We start from the raw sequence: 14,069 nt of genomic DNA, 5'->3' as shown, positions 1-14,069 counted from the left end.
TCTCTCACCACCTATCTATAAACATTTTCAAACGGAATCGCGGGGAATCCGCTGAAATGCATCATGTTCTTGTATTTTTGGCACATGGTTTTGGTTTTGTCGCAACCCCTTACCAGCTCCGCAGAACGTGAAGAAAACTCTTGCAGGAAGTTCAGGTTAATGGTTATCTCGTTGCCGTCTGACTTGGTGATGGTTCGCGACTCACCCTCCATCGTAATCGTGCCGTGCTTCCAGTAATTCTTGTCATAAGAATTGGGAAGGCGCAGTGTATTCGGAGTGACCTTGGTTACAGTCAGCTGCTCTTTGCCTATGTCCATACGGCAATCTTCATCGCCAAACTCGCTGTTACAGGCCAATCTAAAATCCCGCGAAGGGACTTGTATCTGTGGGAACTCCCGAACAACCTTGCAGGTAAATACCCCATCGGAAAAAGACGGCTCATCAATCTCGCCCGAGAACACCCAAGAGAAGTTTGTTTCGTCCTCCAAACTGTCAGGGTATTGGATGCGAATAATATTGCAACGGCAGGATCTAAAATCGTAGCCGCTAAGAAGGTATCGCAAAAGGTCATCAGAGCAGTCCGAGACCTCCAAGGAGCAATCATTGGTTATACTGTCCAGAGACCTATTCAACTCGTCCCTCTTGATAGGTACGGCGATATATTTCTGTCCAGCAAACTCTATGTCCTCGTCTGCTGCTGCTAAAAACAGCGTTGCGGTACGCAGAGTGATGATATATAACTCGATAAAAAACGGATTGCCACTAGACGCAGCCTCTTTCATGCTTACAGGTAAAACTAACATCGGTTATACCCCCTTTTGAACGCCAAAGCCCATACACGCTTATGATAGAGTGTCGACGTGCTTTTTCCTTCTTTGACAGGCACGGCCATAGCCAGCACCATACCTTTTCCAACATATACGCCTAAGTGCATGTCCCCGTTGACAACGAACACCACACACGCCCCATATCGCAAGGAATTTATGTCCTTGGTTTTTTCCATATGTCCATTGAGGTATCTTAATAAGCGCTTCCACGTCGCTCCTGTGTTGAAGTTTTCATGGGTTATTGGTTCGCCGTCATCCCAAAAGGTCTCCGGCCAGCCATTTTCTCTATAAAACAATCGGGCAAGCCCCACACAGTCGCACTCCTTGAAGGTGTCACCGTTGGTTCGATGCACGATTCCTATATATTTATCTGTGTCAAAACTCATTTAAACACTCCTCTATATTTTACTCATGGTGAATATCGACATAAAAAACAGGCGAAAACAAAAAAAGACTCGCCTCCATATCGGAAACGAGCCTTGATCCTTACACTATTTCTAAATCCATTTGGCACTCATAGCCAACAATTTTCTTGACCTCCCTGTAATCTGTGATGGTTATGGAGTCGGGGAGTCGCACTTTTACCTTTTTTCCATCGAAAGGGAATAGGCACGGTAAATCGGCATGGGACTCATACAGATCAATGACCCTGTCACGTTCTTTCTTCAGCCCCTTGAATTTGACAGACAGTTTCTCCCGAGGCTTGTTGTACTCTTTACGGCGATTGACCGCTGGGGAGCTGCTATACACCTTTGTATTCCAATCGGAAGAATAGGTAACAGCCGGGGTTGCCTTTGGGAGTACATCGCTTTCTGACGGTGTAATCTTGTCGATTTTTCCGCGCTTGTCAATGTCCAGTGAAATATTAGCAGAGAAGCCGACGATCTTGCCGACCTCCCTTTTGATTTTTACCTGCAGAGCCGAGCCAAAATAAACCTTTTCCGTCTTGCCGTCATAGTCGAAGTAGAAGGGCTTTAACTGTCCGAAGTGGGAATTATAAAACTCCATCAGGTAGTCATAATCCTTGCGACCTCCGCAGACCGTGAACGAGTAGGCTTTTTTTGCGTTAATTCTCCTGCGTTGGAACTGGGATTTGCCTGACATAAAATCAGTCCGTTTCGGTGCCCATGCGAGGGAAATCTTTACCTGCCCTTTGGGGTTCAGTTTAAAAGTCTGTAAATCCTCCATTATCTAAACCCCCTTCGCTGGTTATTCCCCAAGATGGCCTGTAATGCTCTCGGGTTCTTTGCAATAGCTTTCATCACGGATGCGCTGTCAGCTTGCGTGTTCAGGATAATCGGCTGTGCGACCGAACCATCAGACTTGTTGCCATCCTGTACGTCTTGCCGGAGTCCCTGCAGAAGCGTTTCCATTTTTCGGGTAGAGAAACTCATTTGCTTTTCCATATTGGACTTGTTGAAGGTCTTATAGCCGTTGATTCCTTTCAGACTCATAGAAGGCGCATAAGACTCCCCGAGGTTGCCGCCGTTGGCGTATCGTTTAAGGCCGTTCAATGCCCCGATTGCTTCAGGGTTATTGTTCAACGTGTCGAGGAAACCAACACCCAGCTTGTCTACCGAGGATTTTTTGATGATGTATTCGCCGTTGGAGGTAGCGATGAACTGTCCTCTGTGCGCAAGGTATGTCAGGATACTGTCGGAAGTCCCTGTCCCTGCCCCTTGGATCAGGCCATTTGTATAAGTATAACCACCGTTGGCAAAACGAGCAATGCCGGAGAGATTAGTAACCATGCCACCAGTGGCACCAGCCTTAACAGAGCCACCTGTGGCTTTGCCGATTGGGGTGAACCATTTCGACATTTGGATTTCCAACAGACGGTCAAGTGCAAACTTGCCTATATCTGTCCAAAGGTTTTTCCATGCGTCCTTGAAGTTATTACCCTCGATAAGCACATCGGAGAACATGGTTTTTATACCATTACCAATTTTCTGCTTTATCTCCGTACCCACTTTGTCGGCGGCCTTAGTTTCTTTGTTTAGGTTGGCTATTGTCTTTGACGTTTCCTGCGCAATTTTGCGCTGCGCATCGGTGCCGTGTTGCTCAACATTTCGCCACGTTTCGCTCTGCAGGTCAAGTGCATTTTGCGCTTCGTCAAGTTCCTTTTTGGCCTTTGCGATTTCCTCTGGCGTACTGGCGTTATGGAGAGCGGCTTCTTTACTGTCAACATTGTTCTTGGCAGCTAATACCTTTTGACGTAATTCCTCCTTGACAGCTGGGGCATCCTCGTCAGCCTTTTCAGCTTCTACCTGCAGACGTTCCAGCCGTGTCTGATAAACAGTGGCTCTTTGTCTGTGATATTCCTCTTCCATGCGAGGGTCTTGGAATATTTTGCCGCTGGATTCTTGCTGATACCACAAGTCCAACGAGTTCAGAGCATAATCTTCTTCCTCTTGGGGTGTCATATACCCGGATGCTTTTGCCGCTTCGATTCGCTGTTGCTTTTCGTTGAGGTCAATTTCTTGTAGCTTTGTACTGTTGCCGTTAGAGTCGAACTTAAACTCTTTGACAACCTTCCACAATCGCTCCAGCTCCTCGGTGTTCTTTTTGGCATTTTTCATGCGCTGGATAAGGTCATCCATATCGGAAGGAGAAATATTGGTAATGGTCGTGCCATTCCGCTTCAACGCAGCCTGTACATCACTGTCCTCAGACATTTTCTTAATGAACAGTTTATAGGCTTCTAGCACATTCCGCTTTGTAATCGCAAGATAAGTAGCCTGCGTATTAGCTTTGTCTCTAGCCGTTTGAGACTGCTCTTTGATTGACTCGGCCATTTGACCAGCATCTTCTAGCATTTTTACTTCTTGTTCTTGAAGTTTAAACAGGTCTTGCTGGCGTTCATACCAATTCTGTACAACATTTTGCTGGTTTGGTCTCCAATTCAATAAAGTAGGCTGTCCATCCGACTCGCTATTTTTCCATTGGAAAGCCGCTTGCTTGCTGCTGCCACCAAGTGCAGAGCCAGTGGAGATATATCCCCTAAGACCGCCAAAATTTGCCCGGTAGTCAAGCTCATTCCCGAAGTGAACCCCCTCAGTGGAGTTACGGGCTATATAGTTACCTTGTCCATCAGCAAATCCAGTGTGATGTCCCCAAATGTAAATATCGCCCTTTTGTGGTTGGTAGCCACTGTCTGCCGAATGATAAAGCCCCTGCGCATCAGCCTGTCTGGCCAATTCGTCTACATTGATAGAGTTAAGTCCTTTTACCCCGGCCTCTACAAGCACCTTGGAAACAAAGGCAGCGCATTGCAGACCGAGGTTTTCTGCCCCGGCTCCGTAGTCCAAAAGTCCTTGGTCGCTAAGATGTTCTGCCGCCTTATCCCAAATAGAACTATTGCCTGTTACACCTACAGGAGTATATTTGTGCTTCAAAACATTTTCAACATAGTTCGGGTCTCCGCCGCCATTGTACGCCCTAAGCGCCGCTTCGATGTTGCCGTTGTTGTCGTTTAACATCTTCGCAAAATATTTGAGTCCGGCCTCGATAGACTGGAAAGGGTCACTCATATCGGAGAAGCCCATTTCTCTACCTGTCGCGGATTCAACCTGCATTACATTACTGGAATATTGACCATGCGTTGATTCTCGTTCTGCGATTTGATGAGCCAGCACCTTATCGACACCATACCGCTCGGCCATGCGGTTAATATAATCGTCATACTGGGAGCCAGTAATAACGTCCCCGCTTGCATAGCCAGTACCATAGGCACTATGATGAGTCAGCACAGATTTGTTTTTGTTGTAATCGTGTTTGGAGTCGAAATACTCGCCCTCGTTCATCCACGCCTCTGCCTTACGCTTCAGTTCCTCATCACTGGTTTGCGGATGGATAGTTTTGTAATAAGCCTCAAGTGCCCCTTCATATCCGCCAAATCGCGCCTGGTTATTCTGTAACCATTTAGAGAACGCCCAAAAACGAGACTCCTCATCGGTCTTTCCATCGGCATATTGGTTTGTCAGTGCCTCGGGAACCTTGAAAATATTCTTATCGGAGAAATAGTCCGCATGAACCTTCCACGGGTCGTTATGACCATTAAGAGCCGCCGCAAACGACAGTAACTGACCGATAGTAAGAGCGCCAGTTTCTTTAGACACAGTATTTACATAGTCCATAGGCTCGTCATTACGGAAAGAGACAATCTCTTTCTGTCGTTCAAGTTTAGCCTGTTCTCTAGCAGCTTTTGCAGCCTCGCGTTTGGCCTTAGCGGCTTCTTTGGCAGCAGCCTTCTTCTCTGCTTCTGACAGAGGATGCTCTTTGCCTCCACCGGGGATTCTGCCGGAAGTGTCTATATCTTCCCTTTTCTCATAATACTCATGTTTATCTTGGTCATATCCGACTCCACGCTTTACGGCCTCAAGACTATTCCACCTGTCACTTAAACGGTCAACTTGAGGTTGGAGACTGTCTATAATTTTCTGTTGTTCAATTACATTTTGCAGAGCAAGAATATTTTTGCCAGAGCTTAAAAAATCCAACCTATTAGCAAAGTTTTGAGCATGAGATTGAGCGGAGCTTTTAAAAGACGCAATCCATTCATCTGTTTTAGCATCACCGAAAACAAAACGAGAAGCTCCACCAATCATGGTAGACTCCAGAGCTCCTTGCATCCCGAAATCAAAACCAGCCATCAACCCTTCAAGGGCAGTAACGGTGGCGTACAGAGCTTTATATGCAGTCGCAACGGCATAGGTACTGTTGATTTCAGCCTTTTGAGCCTCCAAGATGATCTTTGCTGATTCGATTTTAGCATCAAGGCGGTCTTTTTCTGCTGTTATTTCAGACTGAGCATTATCTATTTTCTCTATCGTTTTAGCCTTATCGGCTTCAGCTAGGCTCTCAATGGTGTCTTTGTTTATTTTTCCGTCTTTGTCGAACTCAATAGCGTTGGCATGGAGTATTTGTTGAACCTCGTCACTAATCGCCCCCATTTGTTTACGAACGTCTGCTTGCCGTTGTGCAGACTCAGCAGAACCGTCATCAGCGGCTTTTAAAGCGTTCAAAGAATCAACCAGCATATTGTATTGGTCTGCGAGCTCTTGCGCTTTTTTTGCGGCTTCATCGTGCTTCTCCAGCTCTAGAGCGGTGGTGGTAGCCACTTCTTCAGATTTTTGAATTATATCTTCCTGCTTCTCTTTTAAAACCTCCGCATCGTTAGCACTTGCTATGAACTGTTCACTTAGTAACATCGCAGCCGTAATCGCCAGCCCCATAGGGCCGCCTAACGCGGCAACTATTCCCCGAAGAGTACCTATCGCGCCGGAAAACAATTTTACCCCAAAAGCGGCAACCGAAGATGCCCTAGCACCTTTGGTCATCAAGCCGTTCCATATTGTCATAAGGCTATTGGCCTTAGCAATTTGGACATTTCCCGCTTGTAATTGCTTTCTCATCTCGCCATACTTTGCTGCGCTAAATTGTGTTGCTAACCCACTGCCTAACGAAGCAACTCCAGCAGAGGCTCCACCCTTAAACGTACTAGCAGCTGCAAAGCGTCCAGCCGCACGAGCCGCCATGTTTATAAGAGCAGGGATAGCTTTCCACGCGATAACAATTTGAACTCCCAACTTTGCCCATTGATAAAAATGAGTATCTGCGTCCATAACGGCATTTACAATTCTATTTAGCGTATCGAGAATCCACTTCAGATCGTTGGCCAACCCATCCGCGCCGCTATTAGCAAACCAGTGAGAGACATTAGTTTTTAGGGTTTCCCACTTACGAGAAATTGTATTGAGCTGAAGTTCCAACTGCTTATCCGTAAAACCTGCAGAGTCACTAGCTTCTCCCATGGTACGCTGTAACTCTTTGTAGTTCGCAAGAATAGCATCGATTTTTGAATACTGCTGTTTACCACCAGCAATAGGCATCATAAAGTCACGGAGTTCTTTGGCGTCTTTGCCGCCAGTACTTAGAACGCGAGAAATATCCAGAATAATATCCTTCATATCTCGAAGTTTTCTGCTACCGTTTTCTCCAATGTCGTACACTCTAACGCCAAACTGCTCCATGCTTTTGATGTTCTTATCGGAAAGGATAGAAGAGAACATACTTTTTAGAGTCGTGCCTATCTCGTTGCCTGTCTTGCCAGTGGAGCGAATACCCACAGCCACGAGCGAGTTCAGTGTCTCGAAAGACACACCACACTGATGAGCAGCCGCGCCTGCTTGGTTTACACCTTGAACCAAATCCTGAGCAGAAGCACCCGAATTGTGTGCCAGCTTTGTCCAAACGTCAAGGATTTTTCCCGAGCGTTCCATCAAAAGGTTAGTGTCCTCGGTCTGTAAGTTAAACTGTGATAACGCAGACTCGAGACCGCGAGTAGCTTCAATGGGGTCAAAGTTGTCGACCGTTGCCATTTTCATTGCTTGTGCGGTCAAAAGAGAGGTATTCTCTGCTCCTTTGTTGTGGTTTCCGTCGGCCTGACCATACATTCTACCTATTGATTTTGCCGATTCGAGAGCACTATCGAGAGACTGCCCATAACGAGCGGCAATATCTGCAAATTTACCGAATTGAGCGTTAGCAGCAGACTGCCCTTCTTCAACTTTTGGCAACACCTGTGCAATACCAGCCATAGCCAGCTCATATTTACTAACAGACGAGATAACTTCGCTCGGAAAATCAACGACGGTGTTTTCGATTCGGCCACCGATTTGCCAGTTAGCAGACTCTCGCGCCCTTTTAGCAATATTCCCCAGCGTCAGCTCATGCCGTCTAGCCTTGCTGATGGCTCGATCAAAATCCTCAGCGAGGTTGTTCATTTCTTTGAGGTCTGCCTTGGCTTTCAAGAAGTTCAATTTGTCGGCCTCTTTGCCAGTTTCTCGAAACCTCATATAGAGCTGTTGCGCTTTGTCTTTCGCTTCGGACAGGCGATTATTAAACTGCCCCAGCTTTGTGTTTACGCCGTTCAGCAGGGAAGGGTTCAGTAATGTTGCATCGCCATGTAAACCTTGCTCCACTGCCCTGTCACGCAGGTTGCTAATTCTGCCCAGCATATTGTCATAGCCCTTTTTAGACAAACTCTGGCCATCTGCGCCTCGGTATTTTTCAATGTCCTTCCAGAGCTTTGCAATATCTTCTATGAGTTTTGCTTGCTCTTTAAGGCGTTTCTGAGCTTCATTGTCAGCTTTCTTTTTCTCTCTAGCTGCCTCTTTTTCGGCCTCAGTAACTACCTTAACGCCACTCAGCATGTTTTTGGTCAGCTTGCTGGCAATATCCGTGGCACCAATATCAAGCGCCTTGCGCCTAATTTTTTCCATTTCCTCGAGGAGTTGGTGCATTTTCGTTTCGGAAACTTCTTTCCCGCTAAGGAAGTTTATATCTCTCGTAAATTTACCCAGCTTATCCTGAAGGTTAAAATATTTCGTAAAACCGCTTTGAGCATCTGCGCGGTTCTTTTTGATGCGGTCTTCATTTTGCTTTATTTCAGCTTGAACACGTTTCTCATTATCTAACCTAGCATTGGTAAGTTGTTGCTCTCGTTCCAGTCGCTCCCGAGCCAGTCGATTGTTGTTAATCTCTTGGGCTTTCATTCTGTCAAGCTCAGCCTTTTCCTCGGCTTGTGCCTGACGTTTTTTCTCAGCCGATTCTCTGGCCAAACGACGATTATTGATGTCCTCCGCTCGCATTTTAGCTAACTCATCCGCTTCGGACGGAGTAGCCGATAACCGTTCCCTGCGATTCATTTCGGGATAATATGTGCCAGTGGTTTTGTAGAGGTCGTTACGGTGTGGGTCACGTTCCTTTTCCCCGAGAGCCTTTTGGACAGCAGCCCACTCATCCTTGTTTAGCTCTTGGCGTTTTTTGGTGGCCTCAATCCGTTGGTTTTCATTTTCTTTGCGTTTTCGAGCCAGCGCAGCTTCTGCTTCCAGCTCTCTTGCATACGCCTTTTCTTTTTGTTCGAGGTATTTCTGCAGAGCTTCAGTATCTTTTTTCTGCTGCTCCGCCTTGGCCTTGGCCTCGGCCTCTTGCTGGTCTTTTATTTTTTTTGCCTTTTTGCCAGCCTCAGAATTTGCATAAACCGGGTCGGAATACGGGTCTTTCCCTTTTTTCACAGCTTCTTGGCGGTGTTGTTCGGCTATGCCGTTGGCTACCTGTCGATCGAGTTCAGCCCTCATGGCCTTGTTTTCTTGGAGTTGTCGCTCAAAGTCCTTGTATTCTCTTTTTGCAGACTCTAGACCTATCCCTTTCGCTCCCCCATTACTGAGTTTCGCGAGAACATTAAGAGCCTCGCCCATCAGGGTTTTAGCTTTTCCCGTTTGCCCCAGTGCATCGTACATATCGGCAACCATGCGGGTGGTTTTCTGCAGTTCCTTTTGAGCGGCAGACATATCGACCTTTACAGATAAGCCAGTCTTTTCTTTTGAAAACTGGTTCATCATGTCAGCGATAATTTTCTTTCGCTTTTGCATTAAGTTCTGCAGTTCTTCTTCCTCTTTTACCTGAGTCTTAGCCACCTTAGAGGACATTTTCTGAGCCGCCTGAAAAGCCTTGGTCAGCGAATCGAAACCGCTTTTTACGTTATCAAACTTCAATTTGCTGATTTTGTCCAGCCCATCGGAAAGCTCTCTGATTGCGGTTAATGCAGAGTTGGCCTCAAGCACGAGATTTGTCCGTAGTTCTTGGTTTTTATCCAAATTTTACCTCCTGTATTGTAGAGTTATTAAAAGGCAGTATGGTATAATATAGACAGAAAATTTAGGGAGTTGATTGATATGTTTTTTCTGTTTCCCATGAGTTTGGGTGCTACAATCTTTGTCTTTTCCTGCATAGGGATAACAGTGTGTTTTAGTATTCCTGCAGTTTGGGCAGGTCTAGGGTTAGGGACGCTAGCAACTGGGACTCAGCACGTTTTGTTAAGAGTTGCAAACCTAAAACACCTATCACTAGCGCTTGTTACGGCTCCCATTGTTGCTTTTTGGCTTTTATTGATTAAAAATAAATTGAAATATAAAGTCGATTGGAAAGAACTGGCAAAGGCGATGACAATGAGCCTTGTGTTACTTCTGCCGTTCACGTCTTTCGCGGCATACCTTTTTGTGACAAACTGCCTAGACCCCAATTCGGCAACCAGCTGGGCAGTTAATGTCCCGCCGCGTGAGCAATCTATAATGTGGGCGCAAATAGCTGACCAACAAGCAAGATGCGAGACATTCATAGAGGCTCAGCGAGCCTTACTGGACATCATAGACTACTCTCTCATAGCTTTGATACTGCTCGCAATAAAAACAGTTGCCTTTGGATATTACAACTCGATTAAAGACCACGAAACGGGAAAACTCGCTTTTTTTGAACCCAAACACGAATACGAGATAAAACAAGAAATATACAAACACTCCCAAAAATGGGGCTGATTACATCCCGCCGTTCATCATAAACTGCATGAAGTCATTAGCGTCACCATTCTCAGTGATTTCTTCCTCGCCCTTCAGGTAGGCTTCTTCCTTTTTAGCGTTGGTGGCCATGCCGTCCATAAGCCCCTCAAGTTCAGGGTAGCTCATTTCGCCTATATCTTTTACAGTCATACTGGTGTTTTTTACGATACTTGCGACCAGCTCGTCCCAGCTTACTTGCTCTTGCTGGTCTTTTTTTTTGTATCTTTGTAGCCGCTGATAGCAAAGAATACATCAAAGATTTTGGGAACCATTGCCACATCGACAAATTCCTCCAGCTGCTCTGCGGTGTATTTATTGCCAAACGCCATTACCAGCATTTCCATCATTGCGTCATATGGCTCATCGGAGAAAGCCGAAGCTGCTTCAAAATCTCCAATCTCTGCCACTTTTGCGAGGTCAGGGGACAGCAGATTAAGAATAGCCATATCGGTACGGAACTTTACAATAAAGTGTTGGATGCGCTTGCGGTCTTTAATCAGTGCCGGAAAAATTTCACGGTCTTTGCCATCGCGGCATTTAATAAAATTATCAGTCATAAGTTAAACTCCTTTCTGTTCGTACACCAAAAAAGACGGGGCATCCAACCATAAAAGATTGGACACCCCTTTTCTTTTTACTCAGTGGCTTATTCGCCAGCAGATTCAGTCGGCACAACCACGTCCGGGTTGCCAGCCTCTTCCTCGGTCACATCCTGCCAGGAATATGCCCAGAACTTCTCGTCAGTGCGTTCCGGATCAACGATGTTGAAGGTCAGCTCGGGAGCAAAGGCGTTCTTGTGCTTGAAGTCAACCTTCAGGGAACCGTCAGAACGTGCCTTGTAAATCGTCAAGAACTGGCGGAGGATGCGGCCGTCCTTCTGCTTTACAGGCTTAGAACGGAAGAAAATCGTCACATAGCCCGGTACAGAGGTCGTCTTAACGTCAACGCCCACTGCGTTCTGATTTACACTGTACGCATAAGTAGCAACCAGCGTCTGATTGGCATACTTAGCGTCAACTTTGCCATCCTTATACGGAACATACTCGCCCTCGTCCGTGGAGAGAACCAGCGTTTCAAGGTCAGCAGTAGCAGCGTGAGCCAGCGTAGCCGTACCATCGGTGTCAACCTTAACTTTTTCCTCCATTGCGAACACAACAGCCTTTTTGGAAGCCGTCACGCCCTGCGTAAGAGCCACGGTCTGCGCATCCATGGAAGCGTTTTGGAACGTGACCTTACCGTCCTTTTCGGTCTGATAAGAGAACAGGCTTGCATTGGATTCGCCGCCTTCGATATTTTCCATCTTGGAGCTGAACTCGAAAGTTGCGTTTTGCAGGTGGATATAACCGACCTTGCCGTTCTTGCCGCCGACTACTGCCTTGCCAGTACCTTCGACAAAGAAATTACGATTGAGTTTTACTTCTGCCATTTATTTTTCTCCTTTGAAAAAATTGATAATAAAAAAACGCTCTCGTTAGAGAGCTGTCTATTTCATATTGATACCCCATCGGGTTATTGCGACCATATAATAGGTCTATATTTTTGGGTATAAATGTATACACCCTTGGTGTTTGAAGCCACATCATAGGAACTATCACATAGAATACCCAGCCGCTCCATAACTCTCCCCACGATTTCACTCATTTGTAACAAATCGGAGTAGCTTTTGCCGTAGTAGTCAACATTCAGGAAAGCCCTGACTGCATAAATATTTTCAGTCTCTGTCGTAGAGGACAAATACATACTGATAAAATTTACTTTATCTGCAGTAGCATAGGAAAGCGGGGTGATACCCATTCGGATGCGCTCACTGCGTTCCTGGGGGGTTTTAGGGTTGCCCAGCAACTTCGCAAGATCTGCGTCCTTCCATAGTTCCTGATATATCTTGCCAAATAACTCTCGCCTACTTAACAATTTTTATCTCCTTTGGGAACCTGCCCACTAGCTCATACAAAATATCCATGACTGCGGTCTGTATTTCTTCGTTCATTTCATCAATCAGGCCGCTTTTTTCGAGGATATTGCTGATAATGTGCTTTCCCCGAATCGGAGTAAACAACGGCTGGCCGTACCATGTTTCGATGGGAACACCCTTTAATGTGCCGTGGGAAAAATGCTTATTGCCGTCAATGTCGGAATAGTAACCATACGGTCTACCGACAACAGCCATATTGTGGGCCATTCTGTCCCAGTTCACATCAGGATTGTTGCGCAGGTAATCTTGCAGGAAAGGATTTTCCTCTGTGGACTTGTCCATCAGCGAACCCTTACCAAACTCGGCTATCCATGCTTTCTGCCCATAAGCGCACAAGGCTCTAGCCACCGTATCTTGCGTTATCTCCAGTTCTTTTTGTTCGATGGCTGCTTCACCATCAATCGTGTCCAATGCTCCCCACTGTTGCCGGACTTCATCACAAGCCAACCTGCAGTATTTACGGAGGATCTTCCGCATTTTGTTCAGGAGGTGCTTTTGGTAGTCCTTCCTCACAGCGTTCTGTTGTCGTTAGAAGTCTGAACCGCCAGTAGACCATCAAATTTGGTCTTGTCGATAGCATCTACGCAGTATTTTTCCCCATCGAGAATAATCCTGTCCATTTCTTTGATGTCGCATTTGGGCATCCGAAATTCCTTTGTAGTGCTAGGCAACAAGCCAGCGTTCAGTAGTCGCATTTGGGCATTGACTGTAGTATGGTTTACAGCTACGGAATCAACCAGTTTTATGGTATTGCCAATGACCTGGTCGAACTCATCATACTCGGGTGTTGCGCGGTAAATATCGGCCACACCATTACACCTGTATACCGTTGCTTGGATTGACTCGTCAGCGCGGCGTACCGATATAACGAGAAATGTGCTTTCTTTTTTCTGCAGACCTGTCTTTGCCGTAAAAATATCGCCGTTCTCCAGTTTCGTCTTTTCGGAAAGCAGGACAGAATACACAAAATTGGATTTGAAATTGGATGAGCCAGTCTTGCCCACACGAGCAAAAACAGCCTTTTCCGGCTCTTTGCCGTATATGTTGATGGGTGTTTTGAACCGATTAAACATTGCGAACATCGTAACTCAGCCCTTTCAAAAGCAGTTTTATGTCAGATGTAAAGAAGCTATCATCCGTCATAAGCACCTGAAAGTCCAAAGAGGTTAATTGCTTTGCCCCAGCGAAGGATTTTGCCTGACGAATGTTGCAAGCAAGCATCCCGCAAGCGTCTTTCAGTCGTTGAGGATACTCAGCAAAACCGCTGGTATAGGTAACAAGCAGCATTTCGGGAACTGTGTTGAATACCATTGCCGTCAGGTCTGTTGAATCATTCTCGAGCGTGAAATAACCATCCATTTCGGGATCAAGATCAATCACTTCAGGGGACATTTCGGACTTCACCTTGCCAAACATGGAGCGGGAAACTCCCACCACCTTGTCTACACTCGCCACAGGCGAATGACTGAGTTTTCCTCTGCCCTTCCGCAATTTAATGCGGTCTGTGAACTGCGATAAAGCGAAAGACCGTCCTAAATAACCGTCAATCAGACTTGAAGCCATTTGCGCATCTTCCATCGTGAGTTCATCCATGATGTTCTGATACGGCAATAACTCCTGTTCCGTCAGATAGCAGTTCATTTAATCAGCCCCATAGCCTTGATAGTTTCCTTTTCCTCGGGTGTCACATAAGCAACGCCATTCGGACAGTGAATTGTACGGTGTTTCAGCGTAATGCTATGCACTCCATCAACGATGTTTACATAACCATCTTCCGTGATTTCTTCCTTTTTCTTTCTTGCCATTTATACACCCCTTTTCAGTAACAAAAGCCAGCCCCTCCCTATCGGGAAGAGCCAGCCTGTTTACTAA

General features: G+C 46.2%; 13 protein-coding genes. 1 reads left to right on the top strand and 12 read right to left on the bottom strand.

Annotated features, from left to right (window positions below):
* Positions 1-11: 11 nt before the first annotated feature.
* The 4 genes from SELR_RS15145 to SELR_RS15130 form a co-directional block, all read right to left on the bottom strand.
* Positions 12-803, bottom strand: coding sequence for a baseplate hub domain-containing protein (locus SELR_RS15145; RefSeq protein WP_014425992.1), 792 nt, complete (start codon positions 801-803; stop codon positions 12-14).
* Positions 797-1,213 (bottom strand): hypothetical protein, encoded by a 417-nt coding sequence (locus SELR_RS15140; RefSeq protein WP_014425991.1) that lies wholly within the window; start codon positions 1,211-1,213, stop codon positions 797-799. The genes SELR_RS15145 and SELR_RS15140 overlap by 7 nt, the downstream gene beginning before the upstream one ends.
* 100 nt (positions 1,214-1,313) lie before the next feature.
* Positions 1,314-2,015 (bottom strand): hypothetical protein, encoded by a 702-nt coding sequence (locus tag SELR_RS15135; protein ID WP_014425990.1) that lies wholly within the window; start codon positions 2,013-2,015, stop codon positions 1,314-1,316.
* A complete protein-coding gene (locus tag SELR_RS15130) occupies positions 2,015-9,487 on the bottom strand; it encodes a phage tail tape measure protein (RefSeq protein WP_014425989.1) in 7,473 nt (2,490 codons plus the stop codon). The genes SELR_RS15135 and SELR_RS15130 overlap by 1 nt, the downstream gene beginning before the upstream one ends.
* A 78-nt stretch (positions 9,488-9,565) precedes the next feature.
* On the opposite strand from SELR_RS15130, the gene SELR_RS15125 reads away from it, so the two are divergent.
* Complete coding sequence (locus tag SELR_RS15125; protein ID WP_014425988.1) at positions 9,566-10,204, top strand: hypothetical protein; 639 nt, start codon at positions 9,566-9,568, stop codon at positions 10,202-10,204.
* Here SELR_RS15125 and SELR_RS18945 read toward each other — a convergent pair whose 3' ends face one another.
* The 8 genes from SELR_RS18945 to SELR_RS18940 form a co-directional block, all read right to left on the bottom strand.
* Complete coding sequence (locus SELR_RS18945; RefSeq protein ID WP_014425987.1) at positions 10,205-10,351, bottom strand: hypothetical protein; 147 nt, start codon at positions 10,349-10,351, stop codon at positions 10,205-10,207.
* A gap of 65 nt (positions 10,352-10,416) precedes the next feature.
* Complete coding sequence (locus SELR_RS15120) at positions 10,417-10,782, bottom strand: hypothetical protein (protein ID WP_014425986.1); 366 nt, start codon at positions 10,780-10,782, stop codon at positions 10,417-10,419.
* Positions 10,783-10,871: 89 nt separating this feature from the next.
* Positions 10,872-11,651, bottom strand: coding sequence for a hypothetical protein (locus SELR_RS15115; RefSeq protein ID WP_014425985.1), 780 nt, complete (start codon positions 11,649-11,651; stop codon positions 10,872-10,874).
* 83 nt (positions 11,652-11,734) lie between these two features.
* Positions 11,735-12,136 (bottom strand): hypothetical protein, encoded by a 402-nt coding sequence (locus SELR_RS15110; RefSeq protein WP_014425984.1) that lies wholly within the window; start codon positions 12,134-12,136, stop codon positions 11,735-11,737.
* Entirely contained in the window at positions 12,126-12,674 is a 549-nt protein-coding gene (locus SELR_RS15105) for a hypothetical protein (RefSeq protein ID WP_041914894.1), read from the bottom strand. The genes SELR_RS15110 and SELR_RS15105 overlap by 11 nt, the downstream gene beginning before the upstream one ends.
* 32 nt (positions 12,675-12,706) lie before the next feature.
* Positions 12,707-13,270 (bottom strand): hypothetical protein, encoded by a 564-nt coding sequence (locus SELR_RS15100; protein WP_158645835.1) that lies wholly within the window; start codon positions 13,268-13,270, stop codon positions 12,707-12,709.
* Positions 13,263-13,838 carry a hypothetical protein gene (locus SELR_RS15095; RefSeq protein WP_014425981.1) on the bottom strand — a complete coding sequence of 192 codons (576 nt, stop codon included), beginning with the start codon at positions 13,836-13,838 and terminating at the stop codon, positions 13,263-13,265. The genes SELR_RS15100 and SELR_RS15095 overlap by 8 nt, the downstream gene beginning before the upstream one ends.
* Positions 13,835-14,002: a hypothetical protein gene (locus SELR_RS18940; RefSeq protein ID WP_014425980.1), complete on the bottom strand. Its 168-nt coding sequence runs from the start codon at positions 14,000-14,002 to the stop codon at positions 13,835-13,837. Before SELR_RS18940 ends, SELR_RS15095 begins: the two co-directional genes overlap by 4 nt.
* Positions 14,003-14,069 lie beyond the last annotated feature (67 nt).

Origin of the sequence: Selenomonas ruminantium subsp. lactilytica TAM6421 (genome assembly GCF_000284095.1) — a bacterium.
Lineage (GTDB): Bacteria > Bacillota > Negativicutes > Selenomonadales > Selenomonadaceae > Selenomonas_A > Selenomonas_A lactilytica.
This window is presented reverse-complemented; position numbering and strand designations above follow the sequence as displayed.

What these genes read in the sequence shown, in the direction of transcription:
- SELR_RS15145 (WP_014425992.1), bottom strand. Translation starts at nt 803, where the DNA reads ATGTTAGTTTTACCTGTAAGCATGAAAGAGGCTGCGTCTAGTGGCAAT.
- SELR_RS15140 (WP_014425991.1), bottom strand. Translation starts at nt 1,213, where the DNA reads ATGAGTTTTGACACAGATAAATATATAGGAATCGTGCATCGAACCAAC.
- SELR_RS15135 (WP_014425990.1), bottom strand. Translation starts at nt 2,015, where the DNA reads ATGGAGGATTTACAGACTTTTAAACTGAACCCCAAAGGGCAGGTAAAG.
- SELR_RS15125 (WP_014425988.1), top strand. Translation starts at nt 9,566, where the DNA reads ATGTTTTTTCTGTTTCCCATGAGTTTGGGTGCTACAATCTTTGTCTTT.
- SELR_RS18945 (WP_014425987.1), bottom strand. Translation starts at nt 10,351, where the DNA reads ATGAGCTACCCTGAACTTGAGGGGCTTATGGACGGCATGGCCACCAAC.
- SELR_RS15120 (WP_014425986.1), bottom strand. Translation starts at nt 10,782, where the DNA reads ATGACTGATAATTTTATTAAATGCCGCGATGGCAAAGACCGTGAAATT.
- SELR_RS15115 (WP_014425985.1), bottom strand. Translation starts at nt 11,651, where the DNA reads ATGGCAGAAGTAAAACTCAATCGTAATTTCTTTGTCGAAGGTACTGGC.
- SELR_RS15105 (WP_041914894.1), bottom strand. Translation starts at nt 12,674, where the DNA reads ATGCGGAAGATCCTCCGTAAATACTGCAGGTTGGCTTGTGATGAAGTC.
- SELR_RS15100 (WP_158645835.1), bottom strand. Translation starts at nt 13,270, where the DNA reads ATGTTTAATCGGTTCAAAACACCCATCAACATATACGGCAAAGAGCCG.
- SELR_RS15095 (WP_014425981.1), bottom strand. Translation starts at nt 13,838, where the DNA reads ATGAACTGCTATCTGACGGAACAGGAGTTATTGCCGTATCAGAACATC.
- SELR_RS18940 (WP_014425980.1), bottom strand. Translation starts at nt 14,002, where the DNA reads ATGGCAAGAAAGAAAAAGGAAGAAATCACGGAAGATGGTTATGTAAAC.